Consider the following 18548-nt stretch of genomic DNA (forward strand, 5'->3'; position numbering starts at 1 on the left):
GCATCCCTCCTGCCTGGCGAAACTTAAAAATGGGGCCGCACGGAGAAGTTTGCAACAGAGCCTATCAACGACCGAAGGCGATCAGAAAACAGGATCGGCTTTGCGTTGCAGCTTTGTGCGTTGCGATATCCTGGACGGCTATTAACCTCTGACGAAGTTCTCCCCGAGAAGGTTTTGCGCTTCATCGCGGCGCAGCTTGGCCTGACCGGTGACGATATCTTGCCCTATGCCGCGCAGGTCTCGACTGTGCGCCCGAGCTTCTCTCGCACATCTCACCGCTTGGATGGGCACATATTCTGCTCACGGGCGAATACAGGTGGAAAAATCGATGACATCCGGCCTTACGGTGTCATTCTGCCCCCAGCCGGAACAGACCCCTTCTTGCCCACCTCATATTGCCGCAGCCAAATGAAACGGCTGATCCGGCCATCCACTTCTTCGGTTAACAAGTTATCGAGCTGCGCACGCATTTTGCGGTCGAGATGCGAGACAATACGGGCATCAACCCGTCGCTCGGCTGCCACCAACGCATCGGCACAATGACGCTCTATTCTGGATAGACCGGGCAAAACAATCTGTCGCCGACGGCATTCTTCCACAAACCCGCGCACCATACCGCCCTATTCTGCACCCAGCCTGAGTCGACCCCAATGGCGGCGGCTTCAAGCGTTCACAAATGTTCTAGAGTTTGGCCACTTTTGCAGCTTCGGGCCCCTTGGGCCAACAAATGATCTTGAACGAGTCCATAGCAGACCCATAGAAAGCGAAAACCCGCGAGGACCGATTAAGGCTGTCGCGGGCATCTAAGGGGTTGAAGACCTAACTTTGTCTTCGATTGCCCCTTTATATTGTGACTTTCGCGGGGTTGTCAAGAACCGCAATAAGGACCGAACGGGGCGTTAACATATTGGTAGCAAATATTATTTCTCAGGAGAGACTTACAAAGTATCTCAAAGCATCGGGCTATAACACCGAGCGTGCGCTTGCACTGTATGGCTGGAACATCCAGGTCAGTGAAGCCTTCTTTCCTGTGTTGAGCGCATCTGAAGTTTGCCTGCGAAACATCGTGTCAGCCCGTTTGCTGTTACTATATGGTCCCACATGGTGGGATGAACCGGCGTTTCTGACCCAGATCAGAAAAGGTACTCGGATCGTAAAAACAGCCCGAGATAAGCTAAAATCAAAGGGGGCGGTAACATCTGGAGGTATGACGGCTGAGTTGAACTTTGGATTTTGGGTCAACATGCTATTAGCACGGCATGAGACCATCTTCTGGACGGATCTGCATAAATCCTTTGCCGATCTGCCCGCCGTAGTTACGTACCAGGCGCTTTACGCGCGCTGCGATGTAGTTCGAGAGTTTCGCAATCGTGTCTTCCATCATGAACCGATCCTGCACAGGAACATTACCAAAGAATACAGCCAAATCATGGAACTGATTACCTGGCTAAGCCCAGATAAGGCGAAGTGGATAAAGCATTATTCACGGGTCATGGCGGTTGCCCGTCAGAAACCATAGTACTGAAACGAGCAACTGGCACTGATGGGGGCAGGTTGAGTGACAGAGCACGAGCGGCAGGTTCTGCGCTTCATTTACGGCAGAGGTTTGGCGTTTAGCATCCAGCCTGAAAGGGTGTCTGAATCTATTCGGGTGCTTCTCGAAAATGGCCTGATCGAGCGGGGGCGAGATCTCGATGAAAATGCTGGGTCAAATGTCTATCGGATCACGTCCTGGGGGCGGGTTGTTCTGGGTTTTGGAGAATTGGCGGTTCAATAATTGTTCCACCATTGTTCTTCATAACCCCCATGTGTGCACGTTCGGGGCGGCTGGGCCTTGTTGGGACGAACCAACTTTGAGGTTTGGATGACGGTTGCGCCAACACTCTGAGGGCCGTAAACGCGGGCCACAAACGGAGCGCAAAAGGAGGCGCTGTTGACTCCAGCAGACCAGCTCTTACCCCCTGTTTCGACCCGGACTCTGACGTCAGGCGTGCGACTGAGTTGGGCGCGATTTCACGAGGAACCAAGCCCCGGCGGCGAAGCATTGCTCGCCGCCAATCGTCTTGGCTCCGCCACGAAAAAGCGGCAGGCGGAGTTTTTGGCCGGTCGGGTTCTGGCCTGCGAGGCTTTTGGAATCGCTGACTTGCCACGCGGGGGGGCCGGAGCACCCATCTGGCCTGCGGGGGTCACGGGGGCATTGAGCCATAGTAAGGGCTGTATCGCCGCCTTGGCAGGACCCGATACGCGCCGATTGGGGCTCGATCTCGAAACGTTGTTGCCAGAGCCGAGCCTCGGACCACTGATCGCGCGCGCATTGACGTCTGCCGAGCGGCGGCAGCTGTTGGAAATGCCGCCGCCACAGCAAGCGCGGCGCATGACCCTGATCTTTTCTGCCAAGGAAACAGTCTACAAGGCGCTGGCCGGGGAAGCCGGGGAGGGGCTCGAATTTCAGGCGGTCTGCCTGATCGGATGCTCGGACGGGCTTCGCGGGCGGTGGATCATGCAATTGACCCGGCGCGTGGCGCCGGGTCTGCCAGAAGGCGGTTACCTAAAGGGCTGGTTCGTTTGGCATGACAATATGGTTCTCACCTGTCTGGACATGCCCGGCGGTCCGCTTACTCCGCAGCCACCAGCGCCGGAAAGCGCGCCCTGAGCGAGAGCACGAGATCCGTGCGTTCCCAGCCGAAACCGTCTTCGGTGGGCGCGCGGCCGAAGTGGCCGTAAGCCGCCGTGTCACGGTAGATCGGTCGCCAGAGATCGAGATGCGAGGCGATGCCGCTCGGGGTCAGATGCATCAATTCCCGTAGTGCCCGGGAGATATCCGCCTCGGGCACGAGGCTGGTGCCGAAGGTCTCGCAATAGATCGCAACCGGGGCGGCCACGCCGATGGCATAAGCGAGCTGGATCTGACAGCGTGCCGCCAGACCTGCCGCCACGACGTTCTTGGCCAGATAGCGCGCGGCATAGGCGGCGGAGCGGTCCACCTTGGTCGGATCCTTGCCGGAGAACGCACCGCCGCCATGGGGCGCGGCCCCGCCATAGGTATCAACGACGATCTTGCGGCCGGTGAGGCCGGTGTCCCCGTCGGGGCCGCCAACCACAAAACGACCCGTGGGATTGATCAGCACGCGGGCTTTTGCCAGATCCCATTCCTTGGGCAGGGCGGTGGTGACGTAGCCGCGTATGATTTCTTCGACGGTCTGCGGCGAGACATCTGCGCCGTGCTGGGTCGAGACGACAACCGTGTCGATGCCCACTGCGCGACCGTTTTCATAAAGGCAGGTCACCTGACTCTTGGCATCCGGCCCCAGCTCGGGAAGAAAACCCGCCTTGCGGTCGCGCGACAGGGTTTCGAGGATCTTGTGGGCGTAGAGGATCGGCGCTGGCATGAGTTCTGCGGTCTCAGAACAGGCGTAGCCGAACATGATCCCCTGATCGCCCGCACCTTCCTCGGCACCGGTGGCAGCATCGACGCCCTGCGCGATATCCGCCGACTGGCTGTGCAGGCGGTTCACGATCTCCAGGTTTTCCCAGTGGAACCCGTCCTGTTCGTAGCCGATGTCGCGGATGACACCGCGCACGATGGCGTCGACTTCGGCCTCGCTGAGTTCCGCGTCCTTGATCTCACCGGCGATGGTGACGTGGTTGGTGGTGACCAGCGTTTCGCAGGCGACGCGGGCGTGTGGGTTGCGCGCCAGATGTGCGTCAAGAATGGCATCCGAGATCTGATCGCAGATCTTGTCAGGGTGCCCCTCGGACACGGATTCGGATGTGAAAAGAAATTTCTTACTCATGATTATTGATCCTGTGGATTGATATAAGCGTTTGATAGTATGAAGGTTATTCTGGCTGTCGGATCACCACGACAAGGCAACGGTAAGCGCCTCTGTTTCACCGACGATCCGTGTATCGCTTTCGAAGTTGAGCTTGCCGAGGCCGGGACTGGCCAAGGCCACAAGCGCGATGGACAGGCACAGCCATAAATAGCGCCAGCGAATGATAAGCAGACTGAGGCGTGATGAAAAAGTCATGTCTGTTTCCTTTCCTCAAGGTAATTCGGGACAAGGGGAGAGCGCGCATGTCACCGGTCGTCGGTGACATGCTGCTTGGCAATCGGGGTGTTTCTGGATCAATGTCCTGCGCGTGCGAGGTACCTTTGCAGGGTCAGGGGGCGTCGATGGTGACTTTCGAGAGTAAATCGCGATCGGTGTTTTCCACCAGCACGACCGTCTTGCGCAGGATGTCCCAGCCTTTTTCCGTTAGCCCCACGAGGCGCTCGCGACGGTCGAGCTCATAGGGCTCGACCGTCACCAGTCCGCTGCCGACAAGGCGTTGGAGCAACTGGGAAACCTGCATTTTGTTGAGCTTTGTGATCTCAACGATGATTTTCTGGCGAACTGTCCTTTGGTTGGTGACCCGGTGGTTTTCTGCCGACAACCAGGCCGTTATGGCGAGAACACTGAAGCTGGGCTGTGTCAGATCATAGGGCGCGAGAGCGACGTCGATCTGTTTTTGCCAACTCAGAAATGCCTGCCAGAACCAAAATCCTGGGCTGTCCATGGGGCTGGTGTACTCCGTACGTATTGTTTCGTTTTGGTTGGTCATGAGCTTTCCGTGACAGGGGGCGCGTTCATTCCGTAGCCCTTGCGTCAGGCATCTGCGGGGAGGCCGCTTGCGTCGACAGGGTTTCCATGGCGCTACGCAGGTGAGCTTTGATCTGGCGGCCGATGACCTGACCGAACAGCGGGGCGAGAAGGCCCGTCATGGAGACGGTGTGGCGGATCTGCCCTGTCTCGGTGTCCGGTTGCGGCAGGTATTCGTGCTGGAACACCATCTTCGTCAGCGGCAGCCGCGCAGTATCGGAGAAACTTTTCTCGTGCGACACCTCGGACAGCTCGAAGGCCACTTCCGGCCCGGCGGAGGGCTTCATCTTGCCCGTGGTGCCCACTTCGAAAGGCCCCTCGAGGCGTACCCAATCGAGTTCGCTGTCCCATGCGGGCCAATTCTCGGTGTCTTGCCAATGGGCCCAGATCTGGCTGGCCGAGGCATGCGTCGGCACCGTTTCGGAATAGGTCCAGGTAAACATGATACTTTCCTTCTTATTTACGATTGTTTGGCGCGCGTCTGGCGCGGGGAAGCTGTGTCTGTGGGCAGGGACAGGGCGATCGGCAGGGCAAGGGCCACGACCAGAAAGGCCGCTGGTGCCAGCCCCTCCAGCCCTCCCTGGGCCATCACCGTACGGCCAATCATGGCGCTCAGCGACAGGCCCGCGTTGAAGGCCGTGACATTCAGCGCGGCGGCCATACGGGGATTGCTGCCCTGGGCCGTCGAGATGGCCCAGCCGTGTACCATGGGCGCGGTCGCAAAGGCACCGACCGACCAGACAGCAAGGGCCACCGCAGCCGCCACAGCCCCAAGACCGAAGCTCGCGCCGCCAAGCCCTGCGAGCTGTACCAGCACCACGAGAAGCAGCGCGTTGCGTTTTCCGAAGGTTTGCGGCAACGCCCCGCCGATCACATTGCCCACCAGAGCGCCGAGACCCACAAGCCCGAGCACGAGACCGGCCATGGTCGGTGAGAGTCCGGCGGTCGTGGTCATCCAGGGTTCGGCGTAGGTGAAGAACACAAACCCGCCACCGAAGGCAAAGATGGTGAAGCCATACGGGCGCAACAGGTCGCGTCTGAAAACCGCGTCGCGCAGAACCGGCAGGGTCGGGGTCTGGGCCGTGCCGAAGTCTTTCGGCAAGACCAGCGGGATCAGGCCCGCGCCGATCCCCGCGCAAAGCGCGATCACAAGGAATGGCGCTTGCCAGCCAATCTGCGCTGCCAGAAGCATTCCCAAAGGAACGCCCAGTACCATGGCCACGGTCAGACCGGAAAACATCAGCGCCAGCGCCATGGGCATCCGCTTCTCATTGAAGAGGCTTGGGAGGCTTGCGGTGGCCACCGTAAAATAGGCTCCGTGCAAGACACCGCACAACGCGCGGAAAGCGATGAGGGATCCAAAAGTCGGCGCGAAAGCGCAGCCGAGGCTGAACAGGGCAAACCCGGCGCACATCCAGACCGCAAGCCTGCGAGCGGGCTGAGCGAGGCTCGCGAATGTCAGGAGCGGCGCCCCGATCGCGATGCCCAGAGCGTAAGCCGCGACCAGCCAGCCACCCGCCGCCAGTCCGACGCCGTAGTTCTGCGTGATCTGCCCGATCAGACCGATGACGATGAATTCGGAGAGGCCTGCGGCAAATGCCGTCAGTGCGAGTGTAAACACCGGAGCATCGGCGACGGAGCGCTCCTGCGGATGCGCGACCAGATCGGAAGGGGTCCCCGTTTGATCAGTCATTGCCGGTTTCCTTTTTGAGAAAGGTCGCACAACAAAAGTCCGCCAGCCGCTCGCGCAGGGTCTCGACAAGGTCCGGCTTGCGGATCCGGCGATAACAGACACCCAGACCGGCATCGGTATCGTATTCCCAGACGCCGGACTGGATCAGTTCACCCATGCCATTGCGCGCCGCGATGAAGATCTTGTCGCCCCGGACCCGTCGCGTGACGACGATACTGTCCAGACCGTCGAGCCCCGCGAGCTTCAACTCGACTTTTTGCGGCGAAAGGTAATGCCAGCTGATCGCTTTGGACCATGCTTTTATGAGGAAGGGCCATTCGAGGCGCCGGAAGAACTCCGGTGCGCTTATCTGGTCGAAGAGCACCACGACCGTGGATGACTGTGTCATGCCGCATCCTCCAGACTGGCGCGCAGAAGGCCGGCATCATGGGCGCTGATTTCGAAAAATCCGCGCCGCGCCAGCATGCCCCAATTGGGATTGGCGGTCAGTTCGAGGCCCGGTACATCGTGAATGGGGCGGCCCGCAAAGCCGGTGTCAAAGGTGACGTCCTTGCGGAACGGCGTAAACCCCGGAGCCTGTTCGACCTGATACACCCGGTCATCATTGAAGGTGCAGCGATATTCGACCCGCTTGAGTTGGGCACCGCCACGCATCTCTTCGCGCGGACAGTAGATGAAGACCTCGTCCCCGGCAGAGGTGCGCCGGAGTGGCGCGGCCTTGCCATGGCAGACCTGAAGGAAACCCGACTGCGCGGCGATACGTGCATGTGCGCGGGAGATCACGGCGATCCAATGTGTCATGCCGTCACCCGATCGTCTTGCATCGCCAGTTGTGCGGTCAGGGCCAAGGCGCTGACGCTTTCCACGACGTCCGATTTGAGGCGGTTCCAGACCTGCTCGGGAAAGGGCGTGTCCTGCGAAGGCACGGCGCAGATCGAATGGGCGACGTTGGTCTTGCCCGTGGTGGGGTCAGTGGCGACCGAATGCCCGAAGGACAACAAGCCAAGGGGGCTGACGGAGCTGGTGGTGAAATGGCGCCCTTCCTCGAAGGCCGTCACGTTCACCGGGATCGGCGCGGGGGATGCCTTGGGAACCACGCAAAAGCGCTTGCCCAGGGCCAGTCCATCTTCCGTAGCCTCGACGCCCCGCAGGGACGCATCCCACTGCGGCCAGCCCGACAATGCACACCAGGCTTGCCAGATGCCGAGGGCGGCTTGCGTGGGAACTTCGACGCGGTGTTCGAACACCAGAACGGTCTGATCAAGCTGCGACATTCGAATAAAGCTCCTGGTGTGCGCTCAGCGCGGTTTCGACTTGGGTTTCGGTGGTCTCTGCGGTCACCAGACTGAAAGCGCCAAAGGCACAGGGGCGGGCATCGTCGACGGTCACGCCGCCGATCTGGCCCGGTACGGTTTCGAAGGTTCCGACGATAACAACGCCCTTGCGTGCGCCGTGCGCATCGCGCTTGAAGACGCTGTCGATGGCCGCGGCCTTCATGTCGGGATCGGCGCTGGCGATGGTGATGGCCTCGCCCTTGTTGCCGTGCTCGATGGTCAGGTAGCCCTGAACCGTCGCCGGGAACCACGCGGTGGCCACGTAGTTGTTCACGCCGTCGAGCGTCATGCGCAGGTCACCACACATTGCGTCGGCGACGTAATCCCAATTGGCGTAGCGGTTGTAAATCACGATCGGCGTGTCGGCGGGATCGGCGCCCAGTTCCTCCAGAAGCGCCGTGAGTTTGAAGTGGCTGTACAGCCCGCCTGCGATGCGGGTCGCGGTGGACAGCTTGTTGCGCTGGCGGCGCCCGATGAGGCCGTCAAAGGACTTGCGGGGCATGCTCGAGGCGTTGCCGCCCTTGAGATCGGCGAAGGTCGCTTCCTTGTCGGAGAGCACACAGGTGAATGTCTTACACATGGGTCAGGCTTCCATAATGACTGTTGCATGAATTCCGGAGAAGCCACTGGCCGTCTTCAGGATCGAAAACCGGTCCAGCGGTTCAGGCTGTTCGCGAGGCGGCACGGCTTCGTAGGCGTCGACGGGCAGATGCGCAGGCGATGGCGGCACGGTCGCTTCCCGGAGCATTTTCCAAGACAACGCCAGTTCGATCATATTCGCGCCGCCAAGCGCATGGCCGTGATTGCCCTTGAAGGCCGTGATCGCCGGCAGCACCTCGCCGATCGTCGCACGCAGGGCGTTGTACTCAGCTTCGTCGTTTTGCTGTGTGCCAGAGGCGTGCAGGTTCACATGCCCGATGTCGCCCCCGCTCAGGCCGGATTGGCCAAGCGCCAGTTCGATGCTCCTGCGGATCGCGTCGCCATCCGTGGCGATGTCGGTCATGTGATAGGCGCTGGACACGCAACCATAGCCACTGATGCAGGGCATTGGCGCGTCCGAGGGTTCTGTTGTGACGAGAATGGCGCCGCCGCCATCGGCAAAGAGAAAGCCATCGCGGTTTTGGCAGAACGGCCGCGAGGGGCTGGCATTGATCCCGTGTTCGAAGGCCGTGGTGGCGTTGATCTTGGAGAATGCTTCGAAGGCCAGCGGCGTCAGGCCGAAGTCGAGCGACATGATCACGGCGCGCTTGAGCCCCATGCGGGCCATGGTGGTCTTGGCCAGTCCCGTGGCCTGAAGACCCGCACAACAGCCGGTCGGGACAGAGACGAAGCGGGTCTCGGGCCCCCATGCGGCGGTCTCTTTGAAGACCTCTTCCACCTTGGAGAAATCGAGATCGTCAAGGGAGACCTGAGCCTTGCTGTAAACCTTGTTTTCCACCTGCCCCAGATTGCCAACGGCAGTTGCAAAAAAGATTGCGTCGACAGGCTCGGAAATCTGCAGATCGGCCACCAGCCCACGAATGGCATCGTTGTAGAGCGGCGCATAGGCGGCGATGTCCGACCCGGTGCCGGGTTTGGTTTCGGCGGCGCAAAAGGCACGGTTGCCCGGAAGATTGACCTGGCCGAAGCTGGTCTTGCCGGCGAGAACAGCGCTCCAGATCTCTTCGAGATTGGCGCCCAGCGGTCCGACAGCCGCGGCATTTTCGATATAAAGACGTGTCATTTCAAAATCCTAGCAATGGCGCGGGTCCAGGCTGCGCCGCAATGAAGTTTCACTGGAAGAGCGATGAATTCGACGAGCTCTGCCGTCTCGAAATCCTTGAGGTCGCAGAGGCGCTCGATCTGGTAATAAGGCCGGGTCCGGCCGAGAACATGCGCAGGCCAAAGGTCGGCTTGATCCCGGCTTTCCACGAAGGCCTTCGACATCACCGCAAACGGAGGGTCGAGGCTGAAGGCATCGGTGCCGATCAGGGTGTAGCCCCGGTCCAGCGCCGCCGAGACATAGCGTGCTGGCACGCCTTTGAACTCGGTGAAATAGCTGGTCTCGCCATAGCGCTCGTAGGCGCCGGTGATGAAGAACACCGCCTTTGCCTGACCGGCATAAGCGTCGAGCTTGCCCAGGTAGTCCGCCATGTCGATATCGACTTCGTGCCCCGTCGAGCTTCGTTCGGTGAAGATGACCGCCTGCCCCATGAAGTTCTCGATCGGAGCCGCAGCGATATCCGACTTGCCCGGGGCATAGTGCAGAGGTGCGTCGATATGCGTGCCCTGATGCGTAGACAGCGTCACGATCTCGTTGGAAATCCCGTAACCGTCTGGCCAGTCTTCGGGATTGATGTCGAACCCCTTGCAGAGATGGGCCACTCCGGCTGCGTGATCGAGTGTATCAACCTCGATGGCCACCGGCTCGCCGTTGCCCGGATAAAGCGCGGTCGAGATGCATTGAAACCCCATCATGCGAACAACTCCATTGGAATATGAGGATCGACCTCCCGGCTGATCGGGCGGCGCAGGGTCTCAGTCGGAAAGCGTTTGCCGCCGCTGATCTCCGCGATTTGCGACAGAGCCTTGAGCGTGCCGTATTCCGTCAAGGGGCAGGGCAGACCGCGCGCATCGCCCAGAGGGCTGACATGGCTGAGGCTGTTGTGCACAATGGTCGGATGCGGCGTGGCGGTGCCGGACATGCGGATGCTCGACTCGTTGATCGAAAGCCCCGATCGCGCGGCGGCTTCCAGAAGCGCCGCGTGGTCGAAGGCGTCGGAAGGCGCGCTGGAGCAGCCCAACGAAACCATCGAACCACCGACCGGCACCACATAGAAGGTCCGCCGGTGACCGGACGCCGTGGTCTCGGCCCAGAACTCCATGGTTTCCGGATCGAGCGACGGGGGCCGTTCGGCGATGACATAGGTGCAGCAGGTGAGCGCAATTCCCTTGCGCGTGGTCTGATACGCCTTGTCCGCAGCCACGGCTTTGGCGCCGCGGCAGTCGAGAACGGCATGATAGCCGGTAAGCGCTCCGATGCTGGGAATATCCTCCTCGACCTGATAATGAACCGGTGCCGCGTCCAGCAGGATCTTGGCGAGGCGGCCTTTGTCGTAAATGAAATATTGGCTATTGGTTGTGGCTTTGTGTTTTTGTCCTTTCGTACCGTTGCGCCAGGCCACCCAGCGGACCGGGGAAGCGGCGGCGCGAATGATGCGCTTCTCTTCCTTGGGACCAAGGAAGGCGCCTTCGAAAAAGGCCCGGCGCGGCACGATCTCAGGGATCGGACTGGCCGAAGTGTCTGTAGGGCGAAAGACAATGACGTCATTGGTCTGCGACAGAACCGACGCTGCGAGACCGGCGGTCACACCGCCTCCGACGATGGCTACGCGGGGACGCATGGCGTTTCTCCGATAAGGGTTTCGAGGTTTTCACGCAAGATGCCGAACATTTTGCGCCCGAATGCCGGGCCGTAGGCGGCCTCATCCAGCAGCATGCTACGCTTGGCGAACAGAACGTCGCCTTGCTCTGCTTCGGTCCACCAGGTGGCCCGCAGCGCAGTGATCCCGGGAGGCGGCACCAGATGCACCACGTCCACGGCATTTTCGCGGCGGTGGCGCTCAACAGTGACCCGGTCGGGCACCGGTCGATCGGCATCGAAGACCAGATCGAAGCGTTGGTAATCCTTTCCTCTTTCGACAATGTTTTCGACGGACTTGACCCGGGCCAGCGACGCAAGCCACAGATCAAGCGACCAGATCCTGTCCAGCGGGGCGGTTCCCGCTGGAGTCTCGATCTTGGTCAGCAGGTTGAGGCAAAGATCAGGCATTGCCCCAACGCGCCCAGGTGTTCAGTGCGGCATTGATGTGCTTGCGGATCAGCGCGACATTGTCCTCGGCGGATGCATCCTCCTCGAGTTCGAAGCCGTGGAAGCTGATCAGCCGGGTCCTGCCGTCCGCCAGCGGTTCGAAGCGCCAGCCGCCTTTGTGGGTGACGAACCCTTCCGGCGGGCGCGGCTGAAGGAAGTCGACGATCCGGTATTGTTCGTTCACGTAGCGCCAGGACTGGACATAGTACGCGTCGCCGCTTCCAAGTTCGGCAATGTGCATGCGGAAGCTCTGCAACTTTCCGTCATCGGTTTCGGGCTCGATCATGGTCACATGCGCAAGCACATCCGGCCAGTCGCGATAGTCGCGAATATAGCCGAACACCGTGTCCACATCCTGTTCGATGATCGTGGAGCCCTGCATGACAAAGGGCTCGTTTGTGGGCAGCCACGGGTCGCGCGCCGCGCTGAGGTGGGCGACCAGGTCCTGAACGGTTTCCACCGTGGTGTCGTCCAGCGGTTCTGCGGCCAGCGCGAGAGCCGACACGAGTTCGCAGGCGGAGACGATTTCCTGGCTGTCGCAGCCCAGATCGTCACGCAGGTCCGCGCTCAGATGGGTCAGTTCGGACACATCGTCCAGAACACCCAGTTCGAAGAAAACATTGGCCACGTCACTGACGGAGCGCTGCAAGTCGATACGTTTCAGCATTGGTTCAAGCCTTTTCCAGCCAATGGGTTTTCTTGGAAGCGCCAAGGGTGATCATGTGATCGTTCATGGCCCAGCTGCTTTGCTGCTGTTGCAGGGCGACGGAGTTCTCCCACATGCTTTCGTCGAAGAATTCGAGCATGATGTTCTGAAGCCAGGCACGGCCCAGTTCCGTCACCACGTAGGCGTCGCCTTCGTCGCGCATCAGGCGATCGTCCAGCAGGCCCTGAAGAATGTCCGGGAAATCTTCGACCAGATCGTTGCCCCAGGTCTTGGCGTAGTGATCCTTGTCGATCCGGTAGTAGAGGAGGTTGAAGATTATGTAGCGCTGACGGCTCATCAGGGGCGTCAGTTGGATCGAAGCGGTGGTGAAGGTGGGATCACAGTTTTCGACAGCGGCGATATACCCATCCACGTCCTTCGATGTTCCGGTCCGGCGCTGGTTGATGAACGAGTAGGCGCCTGCGCCCACCCCGAGCGCATCGACACATTCGCGCATGGTATAACGGTTGTATTTCGACTCGTAGCCCGGCTCCGCGTAGTGCTCGAGCATGTAGTTGTTCATACCAGCCTGCTTGGCAAACTCGGCGATCATCGCCTGCATCTGATGCACTTCGTCGCTTTCGGGGTCGGCGACGGGGCTGACCTTCCCGGCCTGAATCAGCTTTTCCTGCTGTGTGCCCGGGGTGACGCGGTAGAGGTATGTGGTCAGGTGCTTGATGCCGAGCTCGCGAATAACCGCAAAATCCTTGCGCCAGTCTTCCACGGTGTGGTCGGGCATGTTGTACATCATGTCGAGCGAGATGTGCTCCAGCCCGGCATCCTGAAGCATGCGAATGGCTTCGGTGGTTTGGTTGGCCTGATGCGGGGAGCCTACGGTCTTCAGGACTTTGGGTTGGAAGGACTGAGCGCCAAGCGACACGCGGTTGATGATGGATTTGGCGACGTAGTCGGCTTTTTCGGGGGTGAAGTCTTCGGCGTTGCCTTCGAGCGTGATTTCGCAATCATCGGCCAAGCGGAAGTACCGCGACAGGGTACTGAGCACCTTGTCCATGTGGTGAATTTCGAGAAGCGAGCCTGTTCCACCGCCAATATACACCCCGCGCAGGGTCGCGTTGCCCCAGCGTTCGGTTGCGGCGTGGCGCTTCAGGTCAAGTACCAACGCATCGACGTAGCGATCCATCAGGTCGGCTTTTTTGTCTGCGTTCTTCGGCAAGAGGTCCACGAAATAGGGACATGCCTTGCAGCGAACGCGGCAATAGGGGACCGACAAGTACATGACGAAGTCTGTGCCGTCCGTGGTGAGATCGAGACTGGTCTCAAGCTCAGTCTGCAACTCCGGGTCGGACACGTCATACATGTCAGGCGGGTACAGAATGAACGGCATGTAGCAACGATTTTTATACAAAACTTTCTCCAAGGTTGAGCTGAAATGCCTCAGCGAGAATATGATACGATAATACATGCGTTTTAGTATCGTACTAGTACTAATTCTTACTTTTACGATACAAGAAATTGATCCAACTGATTTTAAACAGTTTTATCTTCTACTTTGCCGAGATTTCTAAGCTGATGAATGGCTGAATGGTCAATTTTTGCGAAATAGCAACGCGCCTTTGCGGTCGATCCCGGAAAAGTAACACTCTGCACGCCTCAGAGGTAAGACGCCCTTTGGTTGTGATTCTCACAGAAGGAAGCCTTCAACCCGCCCATCGCCACCGGTAGGATCCCGTGCACCTCTTGCAATGTCGTCGATGCGGGCACCAGCACGCGCCGCCAGACCATCGGACTGGTCCCCAGAAAGGCCGTCATCCCCGTTCAGCGTATCGTTGCCACCATCTCCATAGAGATCGTGGCCCCCGTCTGCACCGCTCAGGATAAATGCAAATCGTTAGTGTGCCACGGAAGTTCCCTTGGGAATGAACTGTGCAGAAGATGAGGGTAGGCCCCTCGAAGCCGCTTTTCAGGAGGAGGCTTCAAACCGCCTTAAGCTGCCTTGGTAAAGAGCCTTGGTAGTGAGCGTTAAGGAAAAGGCATCATGAGATGTCAGGTATGTGTCGAAGGAGGCGAATGCAAATGAACCGCTGATGAGGTGTCGAAAGCATTAGAGATGATGTCAAAACCAATTGCTAGCGGACAGTTGGGATAAATTCAGCGGTTACCTGATTACTGGCTGAATGGCATCCGGCACAGAGGCGGCGCGACCATGACACAGGCTTCTGCACGGAACGTGGGAACCTGTCGTCCGGGTGCCAAGGGAAACATTCAAGCGGTGACCCCGCGAGAAGGAATACCAATACCGGGCACAGGGGCGGAGCAGCCCGTAGTAGTGATGAAGAACCTGTAATGGGTTTGGAGCGAAGGGGCTGCCTTGTTCAGTAGGAGTTATTGATCAACCAGAGATGGGAAGAATTGATAATGAATACAAAACCTTTCAGGATTTCCAAACAGCTCGTTTGGGAAGCGTGGAAACAGGTGAAAGCCAATGGCGGGAGCCATGGCATCGATGCTGTAACCTTGGAGGTCTTTGAGGCAAATCTCTCGAAGAACCTGTACAGGATATGGAACCGCATGTCTTCCGGCTCCTATTTTCCTCCCGCTGTAAGGCGGGTGGATATACCCAAAGGGGATGACCAAACGCGCCCTCTCGGAATCCCTACCGTAGGTGACCGGGTGGCACAGACGGTCGTCAAAATGGTGTTGGAACCTCAGATCGATCCGGCGTTCCATCCAGATTCCTACGGCTATCGGCCGGGGAAATCAGCCATTGATGCAGTGCGGCAAGCACGGCAGAGGTGCTGGCATCAGGACTGGGTGGTGGATCTGGATATCAAGGGGTTCTTTGACAACATCAACCATGATCTTTTGATGAAGGCAGTACGCAAGCACACGGACAATCCGTGGGTGATCCTGCACATTGAAAGATGGCTGAAAGCGCCGGTCGCATACCCAAATGGTGATGTGATCGACAGAGAAATGGGAACGCCGCAGGGGGGAGTTATCAGCCCGCTGCTGGCCAACCTGTTTTTGCACTATGCGCTAGATGTCTGGGTAGGACGCCATTATCCGAATGTGGGTTTCGAACGCTATGCGGATGATTGCGTCTTTCATTGCTCAACCTGTTCTGAAGCAGAAACACTCCTGAAGGCGTTGGATAACAGACTGAAAGAATGCCATTTGTCCCTGCATCCGGGGAAAACCAAGATCGTGTACTGTAAGGACAGCAACCGTAAAGGAGGCTATCCGCAGATCAGTTTCGATTTTCTGGGGTACACCTTTCGGCCCCGCAGTGCCAAGGCCAAGCACGGTAAAATATTCACCGGCTATACGCCTGCACTGAGCCGAAAGGCCCTCAAGCGGATCAGCAACACCATTCGGAGCTGGAAACTCCAGCGGTGGAGCGGGCACAATATCGAAGATATTGCCCGCGCGCTTAACCCGGTCATCGCCGGATGGGTCAACTACTATGGTCATTTTGGCAGGAAGGAACTCTACCGCATTCAAAATCTGCTTGATTTTGCGCTGATCAGATGGGCTCGAAAGAAATTCAAAAAGCTCACCCGCAGTTACCGGAAAAGCAAGGTGTTCATGGGGAAACTGCGTCAGCAGCAACCCGGACTGTTTGTTCACTGGAACCTGCGATTGGCTGGTTGAGCAAGAAGAGCCGTATGAATCGAGAGATTCACGTACGGTTCTGTGAGGGCCTGAGGGTGAAATCCCCTCGGGCTACTCGACCAGCTAGCCGATGCTCACGTTCGCCAACGCTTTGCGGTCTACGTCTTCGACCAAAGGAACCGTTTTTTCCAGCGTTTCCCAGCCCTTTTGGGTCAGGGAGATCAGCTTTTCACGGCGGTCCATTTCATAGTTCGTGATGCTCACCAAATCGCCCGCTTGCAGACGTTTGAGCAATTGCGAAACCTGCATCTTGTTGAGTTGGGCCATTTCCGTGACCACCTTTTGCCGGACGAAGGATTGCCCGGTTGCAGCCTTGTTCTGCTCAGAAAGCCAAGCACTTACGGCCAGAAGGGCAAAAGCCGGCTGGGTCAGATCGTAGGGTGCAAGCACCATGTCGATGTTTTTCTGCCAGTTCAGGAATGTTTGCCAGAAACGAAAGCCGGGGCTCTGCGTCGGAGTCATGAAACCTGCACCCGGTATGCCTATGTCCTTGCTCATTGTTCATGTCCTCCTGTTTGCGTGTCCCAACGGGCTCCGTTCGGGCTGTCGCTGTGCCGCCATCCGGCCTGTGAATGCACCTTGTTCGCCAGACCTATTGCCTTTGAGCGCGGCTTCCAGAGTCGATCGCTGCCCATATTTGTGCTGCGCGTCGCCTGTGGGCTCAAAGTCTTCATTTCCAGCGACCTTTTCTCTGACACCAACAGCTTTGGCGAGCCACGTATTAGATTTCAATAACTTACCCCAGCGCATTGTAATTATGAAGTATAAATACTTACTATCTCTGCGTCTTCCTTGGAGAGTACCGCAAAGTGCGGGGCAACTACGCAGCTATTTTGTCGTCTCCGGCTGCTTTCATCCCAGGATACCACTGCTCGAACTTCGGCCTGAGCGTTCCATCGAGGGTACGCGTTCGCGTTTGCAACATGAGGTGAGCGCCGTGTTTTGACCAGCGCATCTGCTGGCGTTTGCCGAAACGCTTGCCAACGACCGTGTTGACGGTGCTCTCGACGAAACCGGTGGAAACGCGCTCGCCATAGCGTCGCCGTTCGGCGTAATTCGGGATCATCTCCCTATTGTTGGCAATATAAGTCTCGAACTCGGCAGCCGTTTTGCGCAGGGCCTTAATGCTGGCATAATCTGTTTCGATTTCATCAAGGTCTACGACCAGATCCTCGATTGCCAGCTGAGCATCGTGCAGGTTTCCATTCCAGAGAAAGCCCTTGATTTGGCGGAGCAGACGAGAAAGAGCCTCAGCTTCATTCGCGTTGTGATGGGCCAACCCCTTCACGTATTGCTGCATGACGGTGATGCGCATGGTGATGTGGAACCAATCTAGGATGTGTTCCGAAGCCGGTGCCATGTGGAGCGCCATGTTGATCACGGTATCACCGCCGTCGGTCATGAAGGTCACCGGCTGGTTTTCTTGCCATCCTTGATCCTTCAAAACTTCATGTAATCGGCGCTTGGGCTTGTCGTCGTGGCTCTGGACGAGGCCAAGGTATCGGCTCGCGCGATTAGCGTGAATAGACTTCCCAACCGTCACCTCAAAATGAGATTGGCCCATGTCCCGTGACTTCACGTATCCGCCATCGATGCCGACCGTGATGGGTCCTTCTGGGTTTGGCATTTTCTCTCGTTGGCAAGCGCTGGTATCAATGAAACTGAACCGCTCTTCTGCCAGTTCTCCCTCCATGCGCACAGCAACGCGGCCAAGGTGCCTGCGGATCGTGTCTGGGTTGAGCCGCTTGTCGATTGGCAGAACGTCCTTGAGGATGTCAGCCGTGATGCCGAAAGAGGGGTCGACTCAGGCTGGGTGCAGAATAGGGCGGTAAGCAATTTTTCTTCGCCATCGCGCCGTCAGGCGTCTCAATACCGGCTCTGTTGCAAACATTTTATTGAGCCGCAATGACCCTCTCGCTGGACGGAGTCAGGCTGCGAGTTGCTGTTCGAGCCAGGTCATGGTCTCTGACATAACACATGGTCCGACACCGAAGGCGCGTTCGATCATGCGTTTTTCGCCGATGGGATCGCGGGTCAGGTTGAAGGCGCGGCCCTGGCCTTTTCGCAATGCGCGCATCACTTCAAATCCCTTGATCGTGGCGTAGGCGGTTTTCATCGTTTTGAAGCCCCGGACCGGCTTGATCAGCTGCTTGAGCTTACCGTGATCGGCCTCGATGACGTTGTTCAGATACTTGACCTGGCGGTGTTCGACGTCCTTTGGGCACTTACCCTCTTTCTTCAATTCGCGGATCGCCTGGGTGTAGCATCCAGCCTTGTCGGTGTTGATTTTGGACGGTTTTTCCCAACCTTTGCAGGCACGAATAGCCTTGCCCAGAAAGCATTTGGCGGCTTTGGCATTGCGTGTCGAGGACAAATAAAAGTCGATCGTGTTGCCCAGCTTATCGACCGCCCGGTACAGATATGTCCACTTGCCGCGCACCTTGATATACGTCTCGTCAACGCGCCAGCTATCCGACATCGGCCGCCGCCACTGCCAGCGCATCCGCCGTTCCATGTCCGGGGCATATCGTTGCACCCAGCGGTAAATGGTCGAATGATCAACCCGAACGCCGCGCTCCGCCATCATCGTCTCAAGATCGCGATAACTGATCCCGTAGCGGCAATACCATCGCACCGCCCAAAGCACGACCTCACCGCTGAAATGCCGTCCTTTGAAATCACTCATGGA

The 18548-nt window shown here is 58.3% G+C and carries 22 protein-coding genes and 3 pseudogenes; 5 read left to right on the top strand and 20 right to left on the bottom strand.

The annotated features are described in order from the left end of the window. Positions 1–57 precede the first annotated feature (57 nt). Both AKJ29_RS19070 and AKJ29_RS20485 read left to right on the top strand, forming a co-directional pair. Positions 58–246, top strand: a pseudogene (locus AKJ29_RS19070) (DUF4158 domain-containing protein); the annotation flags it as partial. After that, positions 222–332 (top strand): annotated as a pseudogene (locus AKJ29_RS20485) (Tn3 family transposase); the annotation flags it as partial. The pseudogenes AKJ29_RS19070 and AKJ29_RS20485, both read left to right, overlap by 25 nt. A gap of 9 nt (positions 333–341) precedes the next feature. Here the strand turns inward: AKJ29_RS20485 and AKJ29_RS19080 are convergent. Further along, positions 342–614, bottom strand: coding sequence for a hypothetical protein (locus tag AKJ29_RS19080; RefSeq protein ID WP_055187144.1), 273 nt, complete (start codon positions 612–614; stop codon positions 342–344). Between the two features lie 293 nt (positions 615–907). On the opposite strand from AKJ29_RS19080, the gene AKJ29_RS00010 reads away from it, so the two are divergent. Together AKJ29_RS00010 and AKJ29_RS00015 are read left to right on the top strand one after the other, a co-directional pair. After that, the gene (locus AKJ29_RS00010) at positions 908–1519 is read left to right on the top strand and encodes a hypothetical protein (RefSeq protein ID WP_235477214.1); all 612 of its coding nucleotides are present in this window, start codon (positions 908–910) and stop codon (positions 1517–1519) included. A 414-nt stretch (positions 1520–1933) separates the two neighbouring features. Next, a complete protein-coding gene (locus tag AKJ29_RS00015; RefSeq protein WP_161805347.1) occupies positions 1934–2653 on the top strand; it encodes a 4'-phosphopantetheinyl transferase family protein in 720 nt (239 codons plus the stop codon). On the opposite strand, the gene metK is transcribed toward AKJ29_RS00015, so the two are convergent. From metK to AKJ29_RS20290, 16 genes are all read right to left on the bottom strand, one after another. After that, complete coding sequence (metK, locus tag AKJ29_RS00020) at positions 2616–3794, bottom strand: methionine adenosyltransferase (RefSeq protein ID WP_055187147.1); 1179 nt, start codon at positions 3792–3794, stop codon at positions 2616–2618. The genes AKJ29_RS00015 and metK overlap by 38 nt on opposite strands. Positions 3795–3857: 63 nt before the next feature. Next, positions 3858–4031 (bottom strand): hypothetical protein, encoded by a 174-nt coding sequence (locus AKJ29_RS19560; protein WP_161805348.1) that lies wholly within the window; start codon positions 4029–4031, stop codon positions 3858–3860. Positions 4032–4164: 133 nt separating this feature from the next. Further along, entirely contained in the window at positions 4165–4605 is a 441-nt protein-coding gene (locus AKJ29_RS00025; RefSeq protein WP_055187148.1) for a MarR family winged helix-turn-helix transcriptional regulator, read from the bottom strand. Between the two features lie 25 nt (positions 4606–4630). Then, positions 4631–5086 (bottom strand): SRPBCC family protein, encoded by a 456-nt coding sequence (locus AKJ29_RS00030; RefSeq protein ID WP_055187149.1) that lies wholly within the window; start codon positions 5084–5086, stop codon positions 4631–4633. Between the two features lie 17 nt (positions 5087–5103). Continuing rightward, positions 5104–6336 carry an MFS transporter gene (locus tag AKJ29_RS00035; protein WP_055187150.1) on the bottom strand — a complete coding sequence of 411 codons (1233 nt, stop codon included), beginning with the start codon at positions 6334–6336 and terminating at the stop codon, positions 5104–5106. Next, positions 6329–6724 (bottom strand): hypothetical protein, encoded by a 396-nt coding sequence (locus tag AKJ29_RS19785; protein WP_074963807.1) that lies wholly within the window; start codon positions 6722–6724, stop codon positions 6329–6331. The genes AKJ29_RS00035 and AKJ29_RS19785 overlap by 8 nt, the downstream gene beginning before the upstream one ends. Then, positions 6721–7137: an EVE domain-containing protein gene (locus AKJ29_RS00045; protein WP_055187151.1), complete on the bottom strand. Its 417-nt coding sequence runs from the start codon at positions 7135–7137 to the stop codon at positions 6721–6723. The genes AKJ29_RS19785 and AKJ29_RS00045 overlap by 4 nt, the downstream gene beginning before the upstream one ends. Next, the gene (locus AKJ29_RS00050) at positions 7134–7610 is read right to left on the bottom strand and encodes an SRPBCC family protein (protein WP_055187152.1); all 477 of its coding nucleotides are present in this window, start codon (positions 7608–7610) and stop codon (positions 7134–7136) included. Before AKJ29_RS00050 ends, AKJ29_RS00045 begins: the two co-directional genes overlap by 4 nt. Continuing rightward, the gene (locus tag AKJ29_RS00055; RefSeq protein WP_055187153.1) at positions 7597–8250 is read right to left on the bottom strand and encodes a hypothetical protein; all 654 of its coding nucleotides are present in this window, start codon (positions 8248–8250) and stop codon (positions 7597–7599) included. Before AKJ29_RS00055 ends, AKJ29_RS00050 begins: the two co-directional genes overlap by 14 nt. A 3-nt stretch (positions 8251–8253) precedes the next feature. Beyond that, positions 8254–9393 carry a beta-ketoacyl synthase N-terminal-like domain-containing protein gene (locus tag AKJ29_RS00060; protein WP_055187154.1) on the bottom strand — a complete coding sequence of 380 codons (1140 nt, stop codon included), beginning with the start codon at positions 9391–9393 and terminating at the stop codon, positions 8254–8256. Continuing rightward, the gene (locus AKJ29_RS00065) at positions 9390–10127 is read right to left on the bottom strand and encodes a cyclase family protein (RefSeq protein ID WP_074963806.1); all 738 of its coding nucleotides are present in this window, start codon (positions 10125–10127) and stop codon (positions 9390–9392) included. Before AKJ29_RS00065 ends, AKJ29_RS00060 begins: the two co-directional genes overlap by 4 nt. Further along, positions 10124–11053, bottom strand: a complete 930-nt coding sequence (locus AKJ29_RS00070) for a hypothetical protein (RefSeq protein ID WP_055187156.1) — start codon at positions 11051–11053, stop codon at positions 10124–10126. The genes AKJ29_RS00065 and AKJ29_RS00070 overlap by 4 nt, the downstream gene beginning before the upstream one ends. After that, the gene (locus AKJ29_RS00075; RefSeq protein WP_055187157.1) at positions 11038–11481 is read right to left on the bottom strand and encodes a hypothetical protein; all 444 of its coding nucleotides are present in this window, start codon (positions 11479–11481) and stop codon (positions 11038–11040) included. Before AKJ29_RS00075 ends, AKJ29_RS00070 begins: the two co-directional genes overlap by 16 nt. Next, complete coding sequence (locus AKJ29_RS00080) at positions 11474–12187, bottom strand: SRPBCC family protein (protein WP_055187158.1); 714 nt, start codon at positions 12185–12187, stop codon at positions 11474–11476. Before AKJ29_RS00080 ends, AKJ29_RS00075 begins: the two co-directional genes overlap by 8 nt. 4 nt (positions 12188–12191) lie before the next feature. Next, positions 12192–13544 (bottom strand): coproporphyrinogen-III oxidase family protein, encoded by a 1353-nt coding sequence (locus tag AKJ29_RS00085; RefSeq protein ID WP_161805349.1) that lies wholly within the window; start codon positions 13542–13544, stop codon positions 12192–12194. Between the two features lie 293 nt (positions 13545–13837). Beyond that, the gene (locus AKJ29_RS20290) at positions 13838–13996 is read right to left on the bottom strand and encodes a plasmid pRiA4b ORF-3 family protein (protein WP_139231487.1); all 159 of its coding nucleotides are present in this window, start codon (positions 13994–13996) and stop codon (positions 13838–13840) included. 606 nt (positions 13997–14602) lie between these two features. On the opposite strand from AKJ29_RS20290, the gene ltrA reads away from it, so the two are divergent. After that, positions 14603–15838 carry a group II intron reverse transcriptase/maturase gene (gene ltrA / locus AKJ29_RS00090; RefSeq protein WP_055187160.1) on the top strand — a complete coding sequence of 412 codons (1236 nt, stop codon included), beginning with the start codon at positions 14603–14605 and terminating at the stop codon, positions 15836–15838. 84 nt (positions 15839–15922) lie between these two features. On the opposite strand, the gene AKJ29_RS00095 is transcribed toward ltrA, so the two are convergent. The 3 genes and pseudogenes from AKJ29_RS00095 to AKJ29_RS00110 form a co-directional block, all read right to left on the bottom strand. Continuing rightward, positions 15923–16357, bottom strand: a complete 435-nt coding sequence (locus AKJ29_RS00095; RefSeq protein WP_082392461.1) for a MarR family winged helix-turn-helix transcriptional regulator — start codon at positions 16355–16357, stop codon at positions 15923–15925. A 322-nt stretch (positions 16358–16679) separates the two neighbouring features. Continuing rightward, positions 16680–17654, bottom strand: a pseudogene (locus AKJ29_RS00105) (ISKra4 family transposase); the annotation flags it as partial. Positions 17655–17786: 132 nt separating this feature from the next. After that, positions 17787–18545, bottom strand: coding sequence for an IS6 family transposase (locus AKJ29_RS00110; protein ID WP_055187164.1), 759 nt, complete (start codon positions 18543–18545; stop codon positions 17787–17789). Positions 18546–18548: the final 3 nt, after the last annotated feature.

Origin of the sequence: Aliiroseovarius crassostreae (assembly GCF_001307765.1) — a bacterium.
Classification (GTDB): domain Bacteria; phylum Pseudomonadota; class Alphaproteobacteria; order Rhodobacterales; family Rhodobacteraceae; genus Aliiroseovarius; species Aliiroseovarius crassostreae.